This window comes from Macrococcus psychrotolerans (assembly GCF_038095555.1).
GTDB lineage: Bacteria > Bacillota > Bacilli > Staphylococcales > Staphylococcaceae > Macrococcoides > Macrococcoides psychrotolerans.
Window position 1 is genome coordinate 1,582,986 of the sequence record NZ_CP124591.1, and the last position, 21,449, is coordinate 1,604,434.

General features: G+C 36.6%; 21 protein-coding genes. 7 read left to right on the forward strand and 14 right to left on the reverse strand.

Features of this window, described 5'->3' with window-relative positions; all coding sequences use genetic code 11:
• Window positions 1-29: 29 nt before the first annotated feature.
• The gene (locus tag QA539_RS08140) at window positions 30-1,241 is read right to left on the reverse strand and encodes an ABC transporter permease (RefSeq protein ID WP_283722342.1); all 1,212 of its coding nucleotides are present in this window, start codon (window positions 1,239-1,241) and stop codon (window positions 30-32) included.
• Window positions 1,234-1,968, reverse strand: a complete 735-nt coding sequence (locus QA539_RS08145; protein ID WP_283722341.1) for an ABC transporter ATP-binding protein — start codon at window positions 1,966-1,968, stop codon at window positions 1,234-1,236. Before QA539_RS08145 ends, QA539_RS08140 begins: the two co-directional genes overlap by 8 nt.
• Before the next feature lie 132 nt (window positions 1,969-2,100).
• Between QA539_RS08145 and QA539_RS08150 the strand changes: the two genes are divergently transcribed.
• The 5 genes from QA539_RS08150 to QA539_RS08170 all read left to right on the forward strand — a co-directional run bounded on the left by QA539_RS08150 (window position 2,101) and on the right by QA539_RS08170 (window position 5,263).
• Window positions 2,101-2,517 (forward strand): HIT family protein, encoded by a 417-nt coding sequence (locus QA539_RS08150; protein ID WP_219492917.1) that lies wholly within the window; start codon window positions 2,101-2,103, stop codon window positions 2,515-2,517.
• 61 nt (window positions 2,518-2,578) lie between these two features.
• Window positions 2,579-2,935 carry a YtxH domain-containing protein gene (locus QA539_RS08155; RefSeq protein ID WP_219492918.1) on the forward strand — a complete coding sequence of 119 codons (357 nt, stop codon included), beginning with the start codon at window positions 2,579-2,581 and terminating at the stop codon, window positions 2,933-2,935.
• Between the two features lie 173 nt (window positions 2,936-3,108).
• On the forward strand, window positions 3,109-3,660 hold the full coding sequence (locus QA539_RS08160; protein WP_241427454.1) for an HTH-type transcriptional regulator Hpr: 552 nt from the start codon (window positions 3,109-3,111) through the stop codon (window positions 3,658-3,660).
• Window positions 3,661-3,694: 34 nt separating this feature from the next.
• Entirely contained in the window at window positions 3,695-4,270 is a 576-nt protein-coding gene (locus QA539_RS08165) for a DUF3267 domain-containing protein (protein WP_219492921.1), read from the forward strand.
• A gap of 81 nt (window positions 4,271-4,351) precedes the next feature.
• Window positions 4,352-5,263: a peptidylprolyl isomerase gene (locus QA539_RS08170; RefSeq protein WP_219492923.1), complete on the forward strand. Its 912-nt coding sequence runs from the start codon at window positions 4,352-4,354 to the stop codon at window positions 5,261-5,263.
• Window positions 5,264-5,296: 33 nt separating this feature from the next.
• Here the strand turns inward: QA539_RS08170 and yhaM are convergent, their stop codons facing one another.
• The 8 genes from yhaM to QA539_RS08210 form a co-directional block, all read right to left on the reverse strand.
• The gene (gene yhaM, locus QA539_RS08175) at window positions 5,297-6,238 is read right to left on the reverse strand and encodes a 3'-5' exoribonuclease YhaM (RefSeq protein ID WP_219492925.1); all 942 of its coding nucleotides are present in this window, start codon (window positions 6,236-6,238) and stop codon (window positions 5,297-5,299) included.
• The gene (locus QA539_RS08180; protein ID WP_219492926.1) at window positions 6,239-9,160 is read right to left on the reverse strand and encodes an ATP-binding protein; all 2,922 of its coding nucleotides are present in this window, start codon (window positions 9,158-9,160) and stop codon (window positions 6,239-6,241) included.
• The gene (locus QA539_RS08185) at window positions 9,150-10,334 is read right to left on the reverse strand and encodes a metallophosphoesterase family protein (protein WP_219492928.1); all 1,185 of its coding nucleotides are present in this window, start codon (window positions 10,332-10,334) and stop codon (window positions 9,150-9,152) included. The genes QA539_RS08180 and QA539_RS08185 overlap by 11 nt, the downstream gene beginning before the upstream one ends.
• A gap of 162 nt (window positions 10,335-10,496) precedes the next feature.
• Complete coding sequence (locus tag QA539_RS08190; protein WP_219492930.1) at window positions 10,497-11,966, reverse strand: coproporphyrinogen III oxidase; 1,470 nt, start codon at window positions 11,964-11,966, stop codon at window positions 10,497-10,499.
• 90 nt (window positions 11,967-12,056) lie between these two features.
• Window positions 12,057-12,413, reverse strand: a complete 357-nt coding sequence (locus tag QA539_RS08195) for a YlbF family regulator (protein WP_099482157.1) — start codon at window positions 12,411-12,413, stop codon at window positions 12,057-12,059.
• Window positions 12,414-12,467: 54 nt separating this feature from the next.
• Window positions 12,468-13,598: a DUF445 family protein gene (locus tag QA539_RS08200; protein ID WP_219492932.1), complete on the reverse strand. Its 1,131-nt coding sequence runs from the start codon at window positions 13,596-13,598 to the stop codon at window positions 12,468-12,470.
• 134 nt (window positions 13,599-13,732) lie between these two features.
• The gene (xdrA, locus tag QA539_RS08205; protein WP_101040077.1) at window positions 13,733-14,197 is read right to left on the reverse strand and encodes an XRE family transcriptional regulator XdrA; all 465 of its coding nucleotides are present in this window, start codon (window positions 14,195-14,197) and stop codon (window positions 13,733-13,735) included.
• 176 nt (window positions 14,198-14,373) lie between these two features.
• On the reverse strand, window positions 14,374-15,669 hold the full coding sequence (locus QA539_RS08210) for a dicarboxylate/amino acid:cation symporter (protein WP_419895062.1): 1,296 nt from the start codon (window positions 15,667-15,669) through the stop codon (window positions 14,374-14,376).
• A 177-nt stretch (window positions 15,670-15,846) separates the two neighbouring features.
• Between QA539_RS08210 and QA539_RS08215 the strand changes: the two genes are divergently transcribed.
• A complete protein-coding gene (locus QA539_RS08215; RefSeq protein WP_419956620.1) occupies window positions 15,847-16,719 on the forward strand; it encodes a cation diffusion facilitator family transporter in 873 nt (290 codons plus the stop codon).
• Between the two features lie 40 nt (window positions 16,720-16,759).
• Here the strand turns inward: QA539_RS08215 and QA539_RS08220 are convergent, their stop codons facing one another.
• Genes QA539_RS08220 through QA539_RS08235 form a run of 4 tightly spaced genes read right to left on the reverse strand, consistent with a single transcriptional unit; the run spans window position 16,760 to window position 20,519 of the window.
• Complete coding sequence (locus QA539_RS08220; RefSeq protein ID WP_219492937.1) at window positions 16,760-17,188, reverse strand: hypothetical protein; 429 nt, start codon at window positions 17,186-17,188, stop codon at window positions 16,760-16,762.
• 51 nt (window positions 17,189-17,239) lie between these two features.
• Window positions 17,240-17,869, reverse strand: a complete 630-nt coding sequence (locus tag QA539_RS08225; RefSeq protein WP_099482152.1) for a response regulator transcription factor — start codon at window positions 17,867-17,869, stop codon at window positions 17,240-17,242.
• The gene (locus tag QA539_RS08230) at window positions 17,866-18,975 is read right to left on the reverse strand and encodes a GAF domain-containing sensor histidine kinase (protein WP_419956621.1); all 1,110 of its coding nucleotides are present in this window, start codon (window positions 18,973-18,975) and stop codon (window positions 17,866-17,868) included. Before QA539_RS08230 ends, QA539_RS08225 begins: the two co-directional genes overlap by 4 nt.
• A gap of 5 nt (window positions 18,976-18,980) precedes the next feature.
• On the reverse strand, window positions 18,981-20,519 hold the full coding sequence (locus tag QA539_RS08235) for a bifunctional GNAT family N-acetyltransferase/carbon-nitrogen hydrolase family protein (RefSeq protein WP_219492938.1): 1,539 nt from the start codon (window positions 20,517-20,519) through the stop codon (window positions 18,981-18,983).
• 108 nt (window positions 20,520-20,627) lie between these two features.
• Between QA539_RS08235 and QA539_RS08240 the strand changes: the two genes are divergently transcribed.
• On the forward strand, window positions 20,628-21,449 hold the full coding sequence (locus tag QA539_RS08240; RefSeq protein WP_219492939.1) for an RluA family pseudouridine synthase: 822 nt from the start codon (window positions 20,628-20,630) through the stop codon (window positions 21,447-21,449).

The window sequence follows — 21,449 nt, forward strand, 5'->3', positions numbered from 1 at the left end:
TTGGAGAGGATGGTTTTTATATGGATATATCAGTCCCTTAAGAGATTCATACGCTTCTCAATCTTCGCTGAAACACTATTCAATGCAAAGAACATCATCACATAAAGGATGATAGCGAAATAAAAGTGTGCTGGATAGATAAGGATATAACAAACAGCAATCACTGTCGTCGTTACAATCGAAAGTTTACGCATAAACTTTCTAAATCCTTGAAGAACGAGCGCTTCAGGTGTCGGCCATACTTTCGGCCACAGACTGAACGCCTGCATCTTATAGAACTGTGAAGCTTGCATAATAATCGCATAGCTAAAGAATAAACCGATGATAAGCCCTACTATATATTGGTGCACGAGCCACATAAGAACGCAGCCGACAACAATCAGACGCACTACAATCCACATACTATCATTACTTCTCACAAAATTTCTGACGAATAAATATTCAAACATATGCTCTTCTGTATAGTGAGACTTTCTCGGAAGCAGTGCATCAAAGTATCGTCTGCGTACTGCTTTATCCTTCATCCCTTTTACATCTGTAAACATATTGATCAGCTTATTCTGTGCTTGATACAGCTGATGCTCATAATCTATATACTGTCCAAAGTTGAGAAGACGGTGTGCTGCATTCTTATTAAATAGATAGATTAACCCTAACGTAAACATAATAATAGAAATAATCGTAACCGGTAATCCTTCCAGTGCAGTATAGATGCCAGACAGCGCCATTAAAAAGATGAGGAAGCTGATATAGCCATTCATAATGCCTAGCTTCATCATCAAATGGCGCATAATAAGTCCGCTATAGATCATCCACACCCCCAGAACAATCGCGCATACATACCCTGTCACCGATGCTGTTCTTTCCATATATAATGGTGCTAATAGGCCACCCATTACGATAAATAATAGTGTGCGCAATATACCGCTCCTAATGATGGCCTGTTTAAAATAAGGGTCCATATCGCGTTCGAAATTGAGCAGAAATATGCTATCTGCAGATTTCATAAAAGTTCTGAGCGGGGTAACTGTAAACGCTGCAAGTATTACAGCGATGATCAGATTATAGTTGACATTCTCTGGCAGATTCTTGAGCAGCTGAGAATATTGCAGCATCAATGCACCAAATGCAATCGTCAAGAAAACAATAAAATGGCCATTAAAGATAAATTTACTATAATAAGCGACCTCTTTGTCGTTTCTTGCCTTCCTGTCATAAAATAATTGGCGTGCCTTATTCATGTGCGTCACCTGTCACATGAATATAGATGTCATCCAGTGATGCATGCGGCATATCAAACTGACCTTGCAGATTATTAAGGGTCCCATAAGCAATAAGTCTGCCGTGATGCATCAGTAAGAAGCGGTCACAATATTTCTCAGCTGTTGCAAGAATATGTGTACTCATCAATACAGTCCGATTGTTCTGACGTGCTTCAACCATAAGTTCCAGCATCGTTTGAATACCGAGTGGATCGAGGCCGAGAAATGGCTCATCGATAATATATAGTTCAGGCTGAACGATAAATGCACATATGATCATCACTTTCTGCTTCATTCCTTTAGAGAAATGTGCTGGAAAAGCTTTCAATTTATCTTCTAATCTAAAGACTTTCAATAATGGTCGTGCGCGTTCCATCGCTTCATCCAGTGGGATATGATAAGCCATTGCAGTCATATCTATATGCTCTGCTAATGTCAGTTCCTCGTATAAGACAGGAGATTCTGGAATATAAGAAAGCTTATTTCTATATTCATAAGGATGTTCTGCTAACGATACACCATCAATTTGTAGTGTTCCTGAGATGGGTCTCAGTAACCCAAGCATATGTTTGATTGTCGTACTCTTACCCGCTCCGTTAAGTCCGATAAGTCCGATGATTTCACCATTTTGAAGTTCAAAATCGATATCATGTATGACAGGCTGATTGCCATAGCCGCCTGTCAAGTTCGTCACTTTCACTGTCACGTTCATTCTCCATTCTACAAACTATTTTCATCATTGTATCAAATGTATGATTGTTGCTACAATTATAACGTATGTTGTGAATATTTTAATAAAATCTTATATAATAGAGAAAATTGCATAGGAGGCCATACAATGTCAGAAACAGTATTCAGTAAAATATTAAAAGGTGAGATTCCATCATACAAAGTCTACGAGGATGAATATACGTATGCATTCCTCGATATTTCGCAAGTATCTAAAGGACACACGCTTGTTATACCTAAAAATGCTGCACCAGATATGCTGTCAATTGCACCTTCAGACTTACAGCATGTCATCACATCAGTACAGAAGGTTGCCAAGGCCGTCGATAAAGCATTCCAGCCAGACGGAATCAATGTCATCCAGAATAATAGAGCTTATGCAGATCAATCTGTATTTCATCTGCACTTCCATGTCATCCCACGTTATAAAGATGATATAGATGGCTTCGGTTACGTTTGGGAGACGCATCCAGATGCACTTGATATGGAATCATTAAAAACCGATATTCAAGATGCAATCGAATAACTTTCCCTACATAATATTTATTAATATGGGTATACTAAAAAAAAGACAGGAGGCTATAATTATGAAATTATCTAGAATTGTACTTGGTTTCGGTGTCGGCATCGTTGCTGGAGGTGCCACTGCGATACTGAACGCACCAAAGTCAGGGAAAGAACTTCAGCAAGGATTCAAATCCACTGCTTATAATACGAAAGCGCAAGTCAACCAACTGAAGGCTGAAACGAATGAAGTGAAGGATTCAATCTTAAACACGAAAAATACTTCTCAAGAGGCAATGTCTACCATGGTTGATGAGATTAAAACGATGATCAGCAACTACAAAGCAGATATCTCGCCGAATATCGATAACATTAAGAATAATGTAGAAAACCTGAACAATCGAAAGAACGAAATTACGCAGGAACTCTCTGAAAAATAATATATTAAAAATTCAGAATAAATATTCATAAAGTTTTTGTACTATGCTAAAATAATATTATTAATCACTAGAGTATGATGTTACCATCATACTTTTTTTATATTACTATTAGTATATTGTTAAATGATAATTATTATGTAAAATGCATGAATATTCTGGAAGGTGGAACCGACATGAAACGTGAACGCGAAAAAGAAATTATCGATAAAATGTTATTTACGCACAAAGTGTCTCAATTAAGTAAAGCACTTTGGAAAACAGTAGAAAAAGACTGGCAGAACTGGATTAAACCATACGATTTAAATATCAATGAACATCACATTCTAGTCATTATAAGGAACTTGGAGAAGGCAACCATCTCAGAAGTAAGCCAGTACGGTGTGATGCACGTATCTACAGTGTTCAACTTTGCAAAGAATCTAGAGAAGCGCGGCTATTTGACGATGCCAAAGAGTAAATTTGATAAACGTAATACATATCTTGAACTTACTGAAAAAGGAAAAGAAGTGCTCTATGAAACATACAAAGGATACAAAGAGTCTGATGACCGTATTTATGATGCTGCGAGCAACTACCAGGAATTAATGTTTGATCTTCCGCCATTTACTGAACTGAAATTTATCGTTGCACAAATCTATGGAGCAGACTTCATTACGCACCTTGAAAAGAGTCACGACGACCTATTAAAAATATTACTTGACGAAAACAATAAAGATAATGCATAATTGCTAGGTAAATTAACCGAGTAAGGAGATTGCCATGTATTTATGTAACAAAAATTTTAATATCAGATCGACATACGGAATCCAGAGAATCATGCTCATTTCAGCATTACTTGGAATTATCGTTTACATTGTCAGCTTTGAAATTTTCTCCTCTTTATTCGGAAAAAAATTCTCAGATGACAATTTTTTATTATTCTTGATCAGTCTGATTTGTCTCTACCCTATTCATAAATTATTGCATATGTTGCCATTTATACATGATACGAAATCATTAATCATACAGAAAACAACGAAATCCAGATTCTTTCCACTTATTAATACACGAGTGAATCATCCGGTTCATAAACTACATTTTGCAATTGCATTAGTCTGCCCAGTTGTCATCATTACAGTGGCAACACTTATATGCGCAGTTACACACCCTATGTTCGCCCATTACTTCTTATTTATATTCGCGGTGAATATCGGGTTATCATTTATAGATTTTGTATATTTACGTTATATGTTCAACACTCCGCAGTGTTCCTATGTTGAAGAACGTAAATACGGCTTTGAAGTCCTGAGCAAACACGATCTACCAGCAGACTTTTATCATTCAGATGTAAGATAAATGTATTCTAAATCATTTTATGTTAGAATTTATCATTAGTTAGAACATTTACTAAACAGTGCACTTAAAAGGAGTAGTATTATGACAAACTTAAAGAAAATTATGATGCCAGCAGCACTTTCTGTATCAATCTTAGGATTAACGGCATGTGGAAATAGTGGCGGAGAAACACTTGTTTCATCTAAAGCTGGTGACATAAAACAATCAGACATCATGAAAGAGATCGGTAATGAACAAATCGCTAAAACGTCATTCCAATTAATTTTCAATGACGTTCTTAAAGAGAAATATGGTAAGAAAATCGATGAAGATAAAATCAATAAAGAAACAGACAAAGAAATTAAGAAATATGGCGATGAGAAAACATTCGAACAAATTCTGCAGCAGCAAAGTTCTGGAATGACAGTTGAACAGTATAAGAAAAAGCGCGTTACTGATGAATATCAGAAGCAGTTTCTAAATGACACAATCAAAATTTCAGATAAAGATATTAAAGATAACGCTAAGAAAGCTTCACATATATTAGTTGCAGTGAAATCTGAGTCTAATAAAGATGGATTAAGCGACAAAGAAGCGAAAGCGAAAGCTGAAGATATCTTAAAACAAGTTAAAGCTAATAAAGATGATTTCAAGAAAATTGCTAAAAAAGAGTCAGATGATACACAATCGGCGAAAAATAATGGTGAGCTCGGCTACGTAGTTAAAGGTCAAACTGTTGAAGCATTCGAAAAGGCATTATTCAAACTAAAGCCGGGTGAAATTTCAGATATCGTAAAAACTGAATTTGGTTACCACATCATTATGGCTGAAGACGATAAAGACATCGCTAAAGAAAAAGACAAACTCGCTCAGACGATTCGTCAGAACAAGTTACAAGATAATCCGAAACTATACGTACAAGCAGTACAAAAATTATTCAAGGAATATGATGTAGACTTTAAAGATAAAGACATCAAAAAGTATGTTGATGATCAAATCTTAAAAGTAAAATAAAAAAGAAATGAAGCCTTTGCTTCATTTCTTTTTTTAGTCCAGAGAAATCGGCTTATAAAACTGACGATTTTCTAACGCAAAAATACGCTCTGTATATTGTCCTTTCTCCACTTTCTTCATATGCTTATCAAACATCTGCATACGTGCATCAATATTATCAATAAAGTGAAGCATCTCTGCTTCTTTTAACATCGGTAATTTCGGTGATCCATACTCATACTTTCCATGATGACTTAATATCATATGGCGCAGTAACATTACTTCTTCCCCTTCAATATTATGTTCACGTGCAATACTCGCAACTTCATCGCTCATAATCGAAATATGGCCGAGTAAGTTTCCTTCTACTGTATACGTTGTTGCAACAGGCCCGGATAATTCTTTAACCTTCCCCATATCATGTGCAATGATACCTGCGTAGAGCAGACTTCGATTTAATGTCGGATAAATATCACATAATGCTTTCGCTTGTTTCAACATCGTTAATACATGGAATAATAATCCCGAGACGAAGTTATGATGGTTGCTGCTGGCAGCAGGGTATACCATAAATTGATGTGCATATTTCTTAAGTAACAGACGAATAATACGCTGTAAATTTGCATTTTCGATTTCGATGACATAATCCATCAGCTGCTCCATCATATCATCTTCATTCACCGGTGCACTTTCTAAGAAATTTTCTAGTTTCACACCGTCTTCTGGTGTAACAAGTCTGAATTGATTTACTTTCATCTGTTTACGACCGCGGTAATCAATCACATCACCTTTAACACGAATTAATTGTTCAGGTTGTAACAATTTTATATCTTCTTCAGAGACCGTCCATACTTTTGCTTCGATTTCTCCACTTTTATCTTTAAGATAAAGTGTTAAATATGGCTTACCTTGTCCTGTTACCCCTTGAATTGATTTATGAATTAAAAAGTAATGATCCACTTGAGATCCGGGTTTTAATGTTTCTATCGTTCTCACTTATTTAACCTCCTTCTTATTGCGTTCCAGTACAATTGTCTGCTTACTGTTAATTGTAGAAGAACGGTTGCAAGTGTAATAGATAATTTGATTATGCTGTTGTTTAAGCATATATTCAAGTATACGCTCACGCCTGTTTTTGTCAAAGTGAACAAACGCATCATCGACAATGATCGGGAATGGGTAATATCTTCTTAATGAATGAATTAAACTCAGTCTTAATGCAATATATAATAATTCTTTCGTTGATTGTGACAATTCTGTCGGATGATATACTTGTCCATCCGCAGCTACAGTTGTCAGATGTTCATCATAAACAATCTTCGTGTAACGTCCTTCAGTTAGATAGTTAAAGATTTCTGTCGCATCATCAATAACGAATGGCATTCGTTCTTCACGTACCTCTTTAATATGTGCCTGAATTAAAGTATCGATATAATTTACAGATAAATATGTTTCCGCAAGTTTGTTAAATTGATTTTTCTTTATTTCATATTCAAACTTCAGTCTTGATAACGTATCATCGTCACATATTTGATGCATAGCATGTTCTAGTTCTCTTAACTGTTGCTGCACATTACTGCGTTCATCAACCAACGATTTAATATGTACATTAATATCTATCAACTGCTCATTCAGTATGGCTTCTGGCACTTCAGCAAGATGCGTATTATCCTCGTACGTGAATGCTTGATTTCTAAGCAGTTCACTTAACACATTAAAACGCTCTAAGTTTGTGTTATAACTCGCATATTCAGCCTCTTTAGCATAATAACTTGAAGTATCCTCCACCCCTGCTTCTTCAAACAAAGCATGCTGCTCATCAATATTCTGCTGCAACGATGCATTAATAATTTTGATTTCTTTCTTTAATAAATCTCGTTGATTTGCATTTTTACTGTACTGGAATTTCTCTTTCTCATCGGTCGTTAACATATTCTTTAAATCATGGAATATCGATGATGCCTCTGTTTTCACAGGTAATTTCGGAATAAGCGTTAATATGCTCTGATCGAATGTAGCAAGACGCTCTTTCATTTCCTCGATTTTAGCATTACACTTTAAGATTTCATCATGGATGCGCACTAATTTATGTATCGTACGATATGCAGAAGCTAATCGGTTATTCGGATAATTACTCTCTATTTTAAGCGCTGTTTTGTATTGCTTGAGCAATTGGTGTGTCGCTTCAATTTCTTTATGTGAAATGTCTAAATGTTGCTTTAAAGCTTCTTTTTGAGATTGCTCACGATTTAACTGAGTGATAACATTTGATAATTTATGGCGTAATAACTTTTGTTCATTCAAATCAAACGACAAATCAAAGTCATGTTCAAGTTTATAAATATTACCCTCTAATTGTTTTACTCCATCCGCTAATTCATCATTAAATCGTACATCCGGCTTCTTATTTAAAATAAGCATCAGTAGTACAATGATGCTTACGAATGAGAATATACTACCTGAAATCCATAGCGCATTCATAAAACTATAGACAAGTGCTACAAGACTAATGACTACCGTTATCGCATAGATTGTCTGCTGCAGCTTATGTTTCTTGAGCTCACGCGCTTCATAAGCAGTTGCTTCTTCACTCAATTTATGAAAGAGCTTTGATTTACTTTCAAGTTCCTTGCGCTGTTCTTGAAGTTCCTGTGCTTTATTAAAACGTTCGTCATGCACTTTTTCTTTATTCAATACTTTAGATTCATCAGATAATCTATCTACGTTTAGTGTTACAAATTGCAGCTCTCTGTTAATTTGTGTACGTTCGAGTTCTTGTTTCTCAAGCTCGTTGAGTGCTTCAGTGATATCAGATTGAACTTTCTGATTCAGTTCAACGGTTTCAAACTTCTGCCATCCGATATCCTGCATTAAAGTATTCATTTCAGTCGTCAGTGCATCGCGTTGCTGTGTTACACTTCGAACATCACCATGCAGCTGTTTAATCGGATGTTCTCTTTTGATAATGTCTCTTGAGGCTTCAATTAAGTGGTCAGGCAATAGTTGAATATTATCCATCTCTGATGTTATCTGGCTTAACTTCTCTTCACGTAGTTCAAGATCTTTACTTAATTTCTGGACCTGATGCTTCAACGCCTCAAATCGATTAATCCCTTGCTCAGGAAATTGCGGCGGCTCTATGTTTAATTGTAGTTCTAATGCTTTCCATTCCTGTGCTTGACTCTGATATTTAATTTCTCTTTCTTTATGTCCTTTAACTTCTTCAAGTTCTTTAATCTGTAATTTAATATGTTCAACTCTTCTTGAATCCTTCTGATACGTATCATATATTTGTGCATAATGTGCTTTTACATCATCCTGCGCTCTTATATCCGCTTCTAGCTGCTGCAATTCTCTTGCTTTCTCAAAAATGATACCAGTATCTTCATCTGTATTAAATAAACGTACCTGCTCCTCATTTATCGTCCTTTGTAAATCTGTAAATTCCGTCGAACCGAATGAGCCTGCCTGAAGTAAGTAAGCTTCAAGCTTTTCTTGTGTCAGTTTACGATGTACTTCCTGCAAACCGAGTACATCAAATGAAAATATTGATTTATATGTATCTTTTTTCATATAATTCATCAACTGGTTGAGCCATTCAATCGATTTCTCTACACCCTCGTGAATGACTTTTACTTTTTCTTTACCATGAACAAATACACGTTCAATCATAATCGTTGTACCATCTATATGTTCGAGTTCTATATTACCGCCATATTGTGGTGCGAATCTCGGTTCTAGACGCGGTTCGTACTCACCATCTTTCGGAAAACCGAAGAGTAACGCATGAATAAACGCCTGCATTGTAGATTTACCTGCTTCATTTTCTCCAAATATCTGAACGAAATCGTGATTAAACTGAAACTTGCGATGTTCCAATCTTCCATATCCGTATATTTCTAAAGATTTAATCTTCATGGCGGTCACCTTTCATCAACATTTTGAGATGCGCTTCTCCATAATCTATCAACCGCTCTGTATTAACCTCATCAAAAGAGATAAACTTCTGGATATAGGATTGTTGTACAGGTTCTTTCGATGTTGTTAAATAAGACAAATCATGAAGGACATCACTGAACTCATCTTTTAATGTATGCGGTGCGTACTTTTCATTTGTGTAAATATCATCGATCCATACAAACTGTTCTTCTGCCATTTCGCCAATTTGGATCTGGTCCTTTATTTGCGATAACATTTGCTGATCTATTAAAGTCTCACCATCATTTTGTAGTGTTAATCGATAAAGTTGTCTACCGTTTGGGCGCACGGATTGTTTAAATGCTTCGATATCCTGATAGATTGCGTGACGCTCAATACTCTTTAAGTTTAATACTGTCTCGTGGAATGTAATCATATTTACTGGCACAAAGGTCGCATTCAGCTGACTGCTGTCCCCTTCAACATACATATATCCACTATCTCCGCCTTCCATAAAGTTTGTAGCCTGAAGCGTACCGGGGTAATGCATATGTGGCAGTTCGTTTAAGGTCATATGCCTATTAAAACCGCCAAGTGCCCAGTAATGATATAATTTACGGTTTAATTCCTCGATATGGAATTCTGTATGTGTGTCTTCCCCTTTTAACTTATGATGTAAACCATTCAGTATGCCAATATGAATGGTCTGATTAACTTCATTTACGGGATACTGATCAAGCTTGTACTCATAGTGAGAATGTTCTTTATAACTGAACCCATGAAAGAACACACTTGATTTGTTTTTCGTAACAAGTTCATAAGTCTGAACTTCATCAGAGAAAACAATTACATTATCAGGAAACTTATAAAATGATTGTACGGACATATTGTCCTCTATACCGTGTATATAATAAACGTAAATATTCTCTTCCTTTAATCGTGCGAATTGCTTTACTACGTAGTCATCTGCCTTAATGTTGCGATTTTTACTTGAAAATAAATTTCCACTTATAATAATAAAGTCCACTTGTTTTTCAATCGCATCATCGACAACGCGTTTTAAACTTTGAAAGCTTGAATTACGAATCGACTTCATTATATATTCAGGAACATCTCCAACTAACTGAAACGGTTCATCTAATCGTATGTCTGAGCAATGTATAAATTTGATCATCATAACCCTCACTTTAATTGATACTCTAATTTTACAACAAAATCGTATATATATGTAATGAAACTACAAAATCATCTATATTTATAATCTTTATTCATAAAAAAACTCATCCGTAAGATTATGCATTATCGCCATATCTTACGGATGAGTTTCAAATATTGTTTATTTGTCTTTTTGATCATAAAGAAGGTTCAGTTTATCAATTTTCTGATGTGTATAATCTTTATATGTCTTATTATAGCTCTTTGGATCTTTAGGGTTTAAATAGTTTTCAATCTTACCAGTCTCAGGATGAATCAGCTTGCTAGATGCCCCGCACCCTAATCCTATGATTGTCTGTACTTCTTCCATAATCAAGATGTTATACAGTGACGCTTCTCCCGCTTTAGAATATCCGATGTTCTCAAGATTACCGAGAATATTCTTCTGACGGTATAAATAATAAGGAATATAGTCATGCTGTTCGGCGAAAGTTTTTGTCAAGTTCATCATATAGATAATTTCATCTCGTGCTGCAACCGGATACTTTGATTTATTACGTGTCATCTCGCTCGCTGTCTTAAAACTTAACGTATGCACTGTAAGCGATTCAGGGTTCAGCTTCTTCGTTTCATTCAGCGAATGGATTACTTCTTCACGCGTTTCATTCGGTAAGCCGATAATCAGATCCATATTGATGTTATTCATATGGTATTCGCGAGATAACTTGAATTTATCGATTGTTTCCTGCACGCTATGATGGCGGCCGATTGCCTTTAAAGTTTCATCGGTAAAGCTTTGTGGATTTATACTGATGCGATCGATACCGAATGTATTAAGTACTTCTAATGTCGCTGCATCAATTGTATCCGGACGCCCTGCTTCAACAGTAAGCTCACGCACATGTGTCATGTCAAAGTTTATATACACTGCTTCAAGCAACAACTTTAAATCCTGTGCACTGATAGAAGTGGGGGTACCTCCACCGAAATAGATAGACGTCACTTTAATATTACGTGCTTTAAGCCACTCGCCGATATGTTCAATTTCATATAATAATCCAACGAGGAACTCTGGCACGTCATTTTTATGGACTTGAATTGCATACGCCGGAAACGTACAATATGCACACTTCGTCGGACAGAATGGAATGCCGATATAGATGCTGACTTCCTGCTCTAGCTGATGTAAGTCTGGAATCGCATTGAGCTGCGTCTTCGTAATACGTTCCATCAGTTCAAGCTTATCATCTGCAATCAAATAGTCACGCTTTAATCTTTGTTTAATAGCATTGTCTGAGTGCCCTTGTTTTAAATATTTATGATATAGCTTAAGTGGTCTGATTCCTGTCAATGTACCCCAGCTCTGTGTTATACCGGTATGTGCCGTTAATATCTCAATCAACGTCTCACCGAGTGCCTGCTTCATTGCACGTTTGTCTGTCTGTTTGCGTTCGGCACGCTGTGTATAAGTATTGCCATCTATCGTCAACGTTGTTGTCACGATGGTGCAGCGCTCCTGATTGATATTTATCGTAATGCAGTTATCCCCTTGACCTTCGAATAAATACGCATCCTCGAAATAGAGATTTAGTATATTGCGAATATAGAGCTGCAGCTGTTCAAACTGATCGTGTTCTAAATAAAATTTCATAATCTACCTCTCTTACATTATGCAAAAACCGAACAGTGCGAAATATCTGCACTGTTCGGATATATTAAATATTGTTATCCCTATAAAGAATTAATCTTCAGCTTTAACACCATATAATTCTTCTAAAGGTTTCATGATGATACGGTTTAATTCTTGAATAATAAAGCTCATACGTTGTTCAGCTTCCATTAATTTTGAGATATTTTCATCTTTTTCGATTAATTCAGCTGAAGCTTGTGCTTTATTTAAATCTTCTTCAGTAATTTCTTGACCTGACATTTGTTTTTCTTGAAGTGTTAATTGAATTTCTCTGAATTCATCGAAGATTTTCTTTGATTCAGGGTTATTGTTAACTGCTTCATAATGATTCTTAATCGCATTATATTCATCACTCTGACGTAATGAACTTTCTAATTTATTCGCTTCATCATAAATATTAACAGACATATTCATTCTCCTTTATGTTTAATGTTCCTAATCAATATACCACGAATACAGGCATTATACAAAAATCGCGATTATCCCTTGCAAGATACCGATGATACCGCCTAAGATAAAGCCAAGCATTGTGATTAACTTCAATTCTTTATTCGAGATTTCAATAACGAGCTGTTCAAGGAATGAAAGTTCAAAATTATCAATCTGGTCCTTAATAATTTCAGCAATACGAATCTTCTCTAAGATGACTGCAACATTGTCAGCTGTCTTCGTCATTATATAATGGATTAAACGATCTCCACCTTCAGTTTCAATGTAATGAAACAACTTCGGTACAAGCGTATAAAGTGGTGTCTTCATATAATAATCTATATGCATTGCACGCACAATATTTGTATTTAACTCCCCTTTGAAATGAGCGATATCATGTGCAGCAACTAAAGTTTCTGGTGTCATCGCCATTATACGTGCGTACTCTTTTTTAAGCTCAGTTTCAATGATTGATTTGATTTTAGGCTCTTCACTTAAAGCATTCGCTTCTTTTATAACACGGTCTGCAATCATCTCCTGTGTCATAAACATTTGAATCATGCTGACAAATCTTCCTTTCTCCATAAAAAAGCGGTCGATCATCTGCATAATATCGTTGTAACCTGATTCGCTATTAACGTAAGCTCTAAGCTTTTCAATGATCATTGTAGGTGCTGCTTCAACCTTACTGTCTATCTTATCCTTTAAATCTTGTGGCAGTAATGCATCGATTGATTGGGACTGATATGTCTGAATCTTCTCTTCAAGCAGTTCATTCACCTTATCGTGAACTTTTTTCTCAGCAACATTTGTAATATCAATATTAAAGCGCTGCGCAAAGTCATCGATGCTGTACTGTCCTTCTTTTAAAGCCTGAACTTGTTTATTCAGCATACTTTTTAACAGCGCTTCAGTCTGCCTTGTCATTAATTTCTCTTTAAACACTTCAGGTGTGAGTAGATGATGTGTGACCATCTCTCCAATCTTCAGCGAGAGTTCATTACGTCGTTTCGGTATCAATCCTGGTGTAAACGGGAGCTGTTTCCCAAACAGAAATTTCGGTTCAAACGGTCTGAACAACATCTTAATCGCAATAAAATTCGTAAATCCACCAATCAACGAGCCAATAAAGCCCATAAATAATATTATTCCTAATGCGTACAATTCATCACCTTTTTCTATAATGTTTCATTACAATAGTTTATACCACTCTGTTCCAAAAACAAACCGAGAGACATCGTTCTAATAAAATAGCGAGACAAGGGTCATTAAGCCACCTTGTCTCGCCTATAAATTAATTATACAGTGATCAGCTGTTCATTTCTCTTCTTATTATAGAACATCTCTGCTTCACGCGCTTTATTAGAACCATATAACGGTTGCATAGAACCATCTAATACACGATAAAGGTTCGAAATTTTATTCTGCTGAAGAATGATATCACGATCTGCTTCAATCGTTGACCACCATAATTCATTTTTATTATCTTGGTCAGGGTATGCACACGCACCTCTTGAGATTACTTGAATGACTTCTAAAGGATCTCCACCTAAAGTATTCTGCAGCACTTCAGAATCTCTGAATAATGCACATAGTGACACGCAAGTTGTCCAGTTTGGAAGTACACGCTCTTTTTCAATCTGAACTAATGTTTTCTTAGATAGTCCGATAGTTTGTGCCATTGTATCTTGAGTATATCCTGCTTCTATACGAACCATTTTAAACTTTGTTTGTAATAAATCTGTGAATTGTTGCTTATCCATGCTTCTACGACCTTTCTTGTATATATTATTATTTTTAGATTGTTCATTTAATAAAATAGAAATAATACACTATTCATTTAAGGGACTTTACCATCTTAATATAATTTACAAAAAATTAAAAGAGGAAAACCTCATGATTTTCCTCTTTTCTTATAAATTTTATTTCTTAGACAAATTTATGCAACATTTTTAGCAAGTTTTTGCTTTTCTCTCTCATTAATCACGACCGCACAAGCAGCATCTCCAGAGATATTTATAGCGGTACGTGTCATATCAAGTAATCGGTCGATACCTAGAATAATACCGATTGCTGCTGGATTAAGCCCGACTGAAGTCAGGACCATCGCAAGCATTACAAGTCCCACACCCGGTACACCGGCTGTACCGATAGAGGCAATTACAGCGATTGCGACAACCATGACCATCTGCATAATAGTTAAATCTACACCAGATATTTGAGCGATAAAGATGGTTGCAACCCCTTGCATAATGGCTGTACCGTCCATATTAATCGTGGCGCCAAGTGGTTGAACGAAAGATGAGATTTCTTTACGTACACCTAAATTATCTTGAGCGCATTCTAACGAGATTGGCAATGTTGCATTGGAACTCGAAGAGCTAAATCCTACAGTCATTGCAGGTGCGAAACCTTTAAAGAACCATATCGGACTACGTTTCGCTAAAAACTTAATAGCCCCACCATATACTAAAATCATATGTAGGAAAAGCGCTAGTAATACGACAAAGAAATACATTCCAAGCTGTTTAATCGCACCAAACCCGGCACTAGTAAATGCTGTTGCAACTAAACCAAATGTACCAATTGGCGCAAAGTATTGCATGATTGCTGTAACGATAAACATCAATATATCGTTCGTCTGTTCAAAGAGCAGCTTTACTCCGCTTACTTTCTCCCTCAGTGCAATCATGCCGATACCGATAAAAATGGCGAAAGTAATTACTTGCAGCATGTTTGTTTCACTCATCGCAAGTACTGGATTTTTTGGAATCAAGTTAATCAAAGTCTGATCGAAAGTCTGATTCACAGAGGTTCCTTCCGCTTTTGCTGCTTCTTCTTTTTGTTTTTGTTCTAAAGCATATTTCTTCACGTCGTCACTATTCATTAAATCTGCCTTGCCTGCACCAGGTTTAAACACAAGGGCTAAACACATCGCAAGTGTAATTGCGAGTGCCGTCGTTACTATAAAGAATCCAAGTGTCTTTAGACCAATCGACCCAAGATGCTTCGGATCCCCCACGCCTACGACACCAAGTACAATTGATACAAATACAACTGGTACTACAAGCATAAAGATTAGATTCAGGAAGATTTGTCCGATAACATTAAATACGTATTGATTAAACCATTTCACCCATGATGCATCCTGATATAAATTAAAGATAGAACCTACAATAATACCGACCACCAATGCAATGATGATTTTAAGCGTCATATTTCCTTTAATTTTCATAACCCACCTCTTTAACTGAATTTTCTAATAAATATATCTATAATTATAAATAAAGATTCACTATAAGTAAATAAGGTTCCCCTAATTTTCTAAAAAGTAGAAATACGTTTCTACTGCTATACATTCATCGACATTTGATTAATAATGGAGATAATAATTATTTAAAGGATGAACAAGATGCAGGTTAAAGACCAGTTACAGCAAGCTCAAAAAGGAGCTAAGGTGAGTATCATCATGTATGTACTGCTCACAACTTTCAAATTATTATTCGGTTACATTCACGGATCTCAGGCACTTGTCGCAGACGGTCTTAATAACGCCACCGATATTGTAAGCTCAGTAGCACTGCTTATTGGGCTTGCGATCAGCATGAAACCTGCCGACAAAAACCACAACTACGGCCATTACCGTTCAGAATATATCGGTTCATTGATTGCATCATTTATTATGTTTGCTGTGAGTGTTCAAGTTATATTGCAAGGAATTAAAAATTATATCCGTCAGGAATATTCAAGTCCTTCTATTGAGACTGCAGTTGTAGCAATACTATCAGCATTTGCGATGCTCGCCGTATACATTTATAATCGCAATCTTGCGAAGAAACTGGATTCCAGTGCACTCAAAGCAGCAGCAGCAGATAATTTATCAGATGCGCTCGTATCGCTTGGCGCATTTATAGGGATCATCGGTGTATTCTTCGGATTGACATTTCTAGATACCGTTGCTGCGATTGTCGTCGGCTTACTCATAATGAAGACCGCTATTGAGATATTCTTTGAAACAGCAATTACATTAACGGATGGATTCGATGCAGATACACTGGATCATATGAAACGTATCGTGTCGTCGGTAGAAAATGTAGAAAGCTGTGTTGATATCAAAGGAAGAAATCACGGAGTTATGACATTTGTAGATGTGACCGTTACTGTGAACCCTAGTTTCACTGTTGCTGAGAGCCACGATATAACAGAACACATTGAATATGCGATTAAAGAAGAATATGGCGCTGTTGAAACAATCGTTCACCTTGAACCCGGAATAGTTAAATAAAAAGTGGCACACCCTCATGTTAGGGTGTGCCACTTTCTCTTCATTCTTCATCTTTTACAATCATTTTAGCGATATCGGATTGTTCATTAAATCGATTATCAAATTTAATCAGGATCCAGACAATCAGCACTGTTACCCCAATTCCTATAAATTTATACGGAAAAATTACATACATCAGACAATAATAAAATAATAAAAATATAAGCAGCATAAAAAAAGGTCTGGAGACTACGTAATATTTATCAAAATAATAGCCACGATAAAATTGACTCTGCCTTAAATCCATTCTTTCAATATCGTGCTTAAGATTGTACATCGATATACATACTCTAATAACTGTAAATACAATCAGGAGTGTCATAAAATAAACGATACCTTTATGCTCTCCAAAAATATATTTAAACAGTTCAGTAATCGCAATTGTCGCAAATGCGATTATCCAACTATTATTCCACCATTTTTCAATCATCGTCTCACCTCATTTACCATATTATAACAAAAACATGAGGTGTATGCTGCATTAAATCAGCTTATATTTCACGCCGTACATCGATGCTTGTGTACGGTCCCCGACTTCTAGCTTCGCAAATATATGGCTAACATGAGTTTTCACCGTTTTTTCTGAGACAAAGAGTTGTTCAGCGATTTCTTTGTTGGTTAAGCCTTCGCTCATCGCCTTTAACACTTCAAGTTCTCTCTTTGATAATGGGTTTCTTAAATGTGCGAGATTCATGCCACTTTTTCTGACTTCCATAACATCCGGATGAAATATCTGCTCACCTGCTGCTATCTGTTTTATCGTATTGATCAGCGCTTTCGGTTCACTATCTTTCATTTCATAACCGTCTGCACCTGCATCCATCACGCCAAGGACATGTTCTTCATCGATAAAGCTGGATAGTACGAGCACCTTCACATCAGGGAATTTCGCTTTCACTTGGCGCGTCGCTTCAATGCCGTTAAGCTCAGGCATCACAAGGTCCATAATTATGAGATTGGGTAATTGCATTTCATCTAGATGTTCAAGCAGCTCTCTGCCGTTATTGAAATCAGCAATTACATTAAAGCTTTCTTCAGTTGATAGTAGAAATTTCATCCCTTGTCTTACGATATGGTGGTCATCCACGAGTATAATATCCATGACTTTCATCCTTTCGGGTAGGTGAATTGTACCGTCGTTCCATGCATTAATGTACTGTTTATTTCAAGTATACCACCAATCTCCTGTGCACGTTGCTGCATATTCCTCACCCCATGTGTCGGAAGCGTTGTCGTCAGTGCATTGTTATAACCTTTACCGTTATCTTTAATCCTCAGAACAAAATGCTTATCATCCTGCTTCATTGATATCATTACTTCTTCTGTTTCTGCGTGCTTCTTCACGTTATTCAGCGCTTCTTGAACGATTCGAAATGCACTGTTTTCAATTTTATTCTCTAAATTGATGAACCCTTCCACTTCAATCGTTACATCGAGGCCGAGTATGTTGCCATAGTTCTGCACTGCTTCAACAAATCCATGCTCAAGCCCTAAAGGTTTCAACTGCCAGATTAATGCGCGCATCTCACTTACTGCATCCTGGCTTGTCTTCTCGATAATCTGAAATGCTGTCTTTGCACGTTCATCATCAGTCATACTTTCAGCTGCATGTGCTGTAAGTTTCAGTGAAAAGAGCATTTGATTCACTGAGTCATGCAAGTCTCGTGCAAGTCGAGTTCTTTCTTCCTGTAGTGCATTCTCTCGTTCTCTTGCTGTAAGATAGATACGCTTAATCGCGCTACCGATTTGAAAAGCCACGGATTCAAGCAATGCTAAGTCTTCATCTGAATATACTTTTGTAAAAGGCGTGGCAACGTTAAGCAATCCGAAACGTTCTTCTCCAGATTGTAAAGGAACGGTCGCGTGGTGTGTAATATCATCTGTCATATCACTATATTTTTTATTTGCTTTTACAATTCGAGAACAAGTGATGATGTTCGAAGCTTTCGTTAATTTCTTCTGATGATAACGTGATACGCACCAGCATGGGCCTTCTGTCATATAGCGACATGACTCCATCTTCAGTGCTTGTGGGAGCTTATAATCAGATACGAGTGTATGTTTGCCATCATCATCGATGAAAAATATCCATCCAGTAGAAAAATTGGTCCCTTGAACAAGTCTGTTCAAGGCACCATTCATCATTGAATATATATCTGTCTCTTCATTTAAAAATTCTGCGATTTCTTTCAGTAAAGCTGTACTGTTCTGCATCATATCACCTATTTTTTATATTCAACGTTGTATAAATCATGTCGTCTATCGCGTAATTGTCTTACTGTTCCATTCTCTCGTCCACGGCGTAATACTTCAAGGTCAATATCACCAATAACAACCATTTCTACGTTCTCACCTGTTTCACCTACAATACCATCTCTTGCAAAGCCAAAGTCACTTGGTGAATAAATACCCGAACCTGAATACTGGATATCCATGTTTTCAGTTTGTGGTAAATTCCCGCACGTTCCACTTGTTACTGTGTAGATCTGATTTTCAATCGCGCGTGCCATCGAACAATACTTCACGCGTAAATAACTTTGTCTGTCTTCAGTTGAGAATGGAGTGAAGATAATCTTAGCACCTTTCTCTGTAGCAATACGCGCCATCTCAGGAAACTCAGAATCATAACAAATCTGAATCGCAATCTTACCACAATCTGTATCAAATACTTCTACGTCATTGCCTGGAGAAATCCCCCACCATCTACGTTCATTTGGTGTAACGTGAATCTTGTACTGTTTCTCGATTGAACCGTCACGACGGAATAAGTATGAAATGTTGTAGATTTCATCCTCTTCTTCAACGAAGTGACTACCACCAATAATATTAATATTGTAACGTACGGCAAATTCATTAAACATCTCAATATACTGTTCAGTATATTTCGTAAGTTGACGAATGGATTCTGCTGGATTACGTTTCTCATCAAAACTCATCAGTTGTGTCGTAAGTAATTCAGGGAATACAACGAAGTCACTTTCAGCATCATATGCCACATCAACAAAGTATTCAATCTGGTTTGCAAACTCTTCAAACGAATCAATTTTACGCATCATATAGTTAACCGTACAAATACGGACAGGGTCACTTGTCTTAAAGTGAATGTTTGATTTAGCAACGTAATCCGGGTTGTTCCATTCCATTAATGTTGCATACTTACTTGAATTCACATCATCCTTTAGATAATTTGGGTTGATACGCATTAAAGTAAATCCATTCATATACTGGAATGTCAATACTGGGTCTTTAATCTTATGCTTCATCACATCGTTAACATATTCTCTTGGTGTGAGTTCATCCTGATATTTATGATAATTTGGAATGCGTCCACCAATAATGATTGATTTTAAATTCAATTCATAAGCGATTTCTCGACGTGCCTCATAAAGACGTTGACCTACTCTCATCCCACGATAATCAGGATGAACCATCACTTCTATACCATATAAGTTATGCCCGTGGTCATTGTGGTTCGTAATATAACCATTATCTGTAATACTATCCCACGTATGACGGTCATCATACTCATCGAAATTAATGATTAAACTTGAACAACTTCCGATAATTTTACCATCATACTCAATAACCATCTGTCCGCGTGGAAATAAATTAATATGGGACTCAAGATGTTCTTTCTTCCACGGTTCCATCCCCGGGAAGCATATGTTTTGTAAGGCGATAATCTCGTCGATATCATCTTTGGTCATCTGTCGCGCCTCGATTGATTTATTAAACTTATCTAAATTTATTTCTTCTGTCATGTATATTCTCCTCTATTTGCTCTATAATAATAAATAGACAAATCATTTTATTAGTCTATAATTTATACCCTATTATTATAGACGATAAAAGTGAATAGGAGAAAATATATGAAATTACGTGTAATAGAAGAATGGAATAATATGACGATTGAGGCATTGCTTAAACATTTACAAATACCAAAGAAGCCGACACATGAGCTACGTATGTCTAAAGCAATTACGATAAATGGTGCAGCTGCTACATTTCGCGATACGTTAAGTACTGGAGATGAACTCTACTTACCTGTTGCAGAAGAAAAGAGCAATTATAAATCAAGCTATCGCATGTGCGAAGTGAAATATGAAGATGATTATTTAGCGATACTCGTTAAACCAAAGGGTGTTAAGACACATCCAAATGATATGAGTGAGTCAAATACGTTGTTAAACCATGCAATTTATACACTCGATTCAGAATATGTGGAACCGATACATCGTCTCGACCAGGAAACTGTCGGCTTATTACTTGTCGCTAAAAATCCATTTATCAAAAAGATACTAGACCGTATGCTAGAAGAACGATTAATCAAGCGTACATATCGTGCGAAAGTTAAGAGTCACCTACCATTGAAGAATCAGACGATCGATATGCCAATCGGTAAAGACAAGTTCCATCCAAATAAACGCCGTGTTTCGCAAACAGGCGACCGAGCAGTTACACATATCGTAAGCTCTAAAGCGAATGGCGACGGTACTGCAGATGTCGAACTGCAGCTTGAAACAGGACGTACACACCAGATTAGAGTACATCTTGCTGAAATCGGACATCCCGTTATCGGAGACCCACTATACAGTGATTCACACCTACGTCAACTCGCGCTAGAAAGCTATAAACTAGAGTTTGTACATCCATTTACCGGAGAGACTGTTGCAGCAACATTAGAGCAATAG

Bases quoted from the DNA above. Each gene is read 5' to 3' on its own strand.
- QA539_RS08140 (WP_283722342.1), bottom strand. From the start codon at position 1,241: ATGAATAAGGCACGCCAATTATTTTATGACAGGAAGGCAAGAAACGAC.
- QA539_RS08150 (WP_219492917.1), top strand. From the start codon at position 2,101: ATGTCAGAAACAGTATTCAGTAAAATATTAAAAGGTGAGATTCCATCA.
- QA539_RS08155 (WP_219492918.1), top strand. From the start codon at position 2,579: ATGAAATTATCTAGAATTGTACTTGGTTTCGGTGTCGGCATCGTTGCT.
- QA539_RS08160 (WP_241427454.1), top strand. From the start codon at position 3,109: ATGAAACGTGAACGCGAAAAAGAAATTATCGATAAAATGTTATTTACG.
- QA539_RS08165 (WP_219492921.1), top strand. From the start codon at position 3,695: ATGTATTTATGTAACAAAAATTTTAATATCAGATCGACATACGGAATC.
- QA539_RS08170 (WP_219492923.1), top strand. From the start codon at position 4,352: ATGACAAACTTAAAGAAAATTATGATGCCAGCAGCACTTTCTGTATCA.
- QA539_RS08180 (WP_219492926.1), bottom strand. From the start codon at position 9,160: ATGAAGATTAAATCTTTAGAAATATACGGATATGGAAGATTGGAACAT.
- QA539_RS08185 (WP_219492928.1), bottom strand. From the start codon at position 10,334: ATGATCAAATTTATACATTGCTCAGACATACGATTAGATGAACCGTTT.
- QA539_RS08190 (WP_219492930.1), bottom strand. From the start codon at position 11,966: ATGAAATTTTATTTAGAACACGATCAGTTTGAACAGCTGCAGCTCTAT.
- QA539_RS08195 (WP_099482157.1), bottom strand. From the start codon at position 12,413: ATGTCTGTTAATATTTATGATGAAGCGAATAAATTAGAAAGTTCATTA.
- xdrA (WP_101040077.1), bottom strand. From the start codon at position 14,197: ATGGATAAGCAACAATTCACAGATTTATTACAAACAAAGTTTAAAATG.
- QA539_RS08210 (WP_419895062.1), bottom strand. From the start codon at position 15,669: ATGAAAATTAAAGGAAATATGACGCTTAAAATCATCATTGCATTGGTG.
- QA539_RS08215 (WP_419956620.1), top strand. From the start codon at position 15,847: ATGCAGGTTAAAGACCAGTTACAGCAAGCTCAAAAAGGAGCTAAGGTG.
- QA539_RS08220 (WP_219492937.1), bottom strand. From the start codon at position 17,188: ATGATTGAAAAATGGTGGAATAATAGTTGGATAATCGCATTTGCGACA.
- QA539_RS08225 (WP_099482152.1), bottom strand. From the start codon at position 17,869: ATGAAAGTCATGGATATTATACTCGTGGATGACCACCATATCGTAAGA.
- QA539_RS08230 (WP_419956621.1), bottom strand. From the start codon at position 18,975: ATGATGCAGAACAGTACAGCTTTACTGAAAGAAATCGCAGAATTTTTA.
- QA539_RS08235 (WP_219492938.1), bottom strand. From the start codon at position 20,519: ATGACAGAAGAAATAAATTTAGATAAGTTTAATAAATCAATCGAGGCG.
- QA539_RS08240 (WP_219492939.1), top strand. From the start codon at position 20,628: ATGAAATTACGTGTAATAGAAGAATGGAATAATATGACGATTGAGGCA.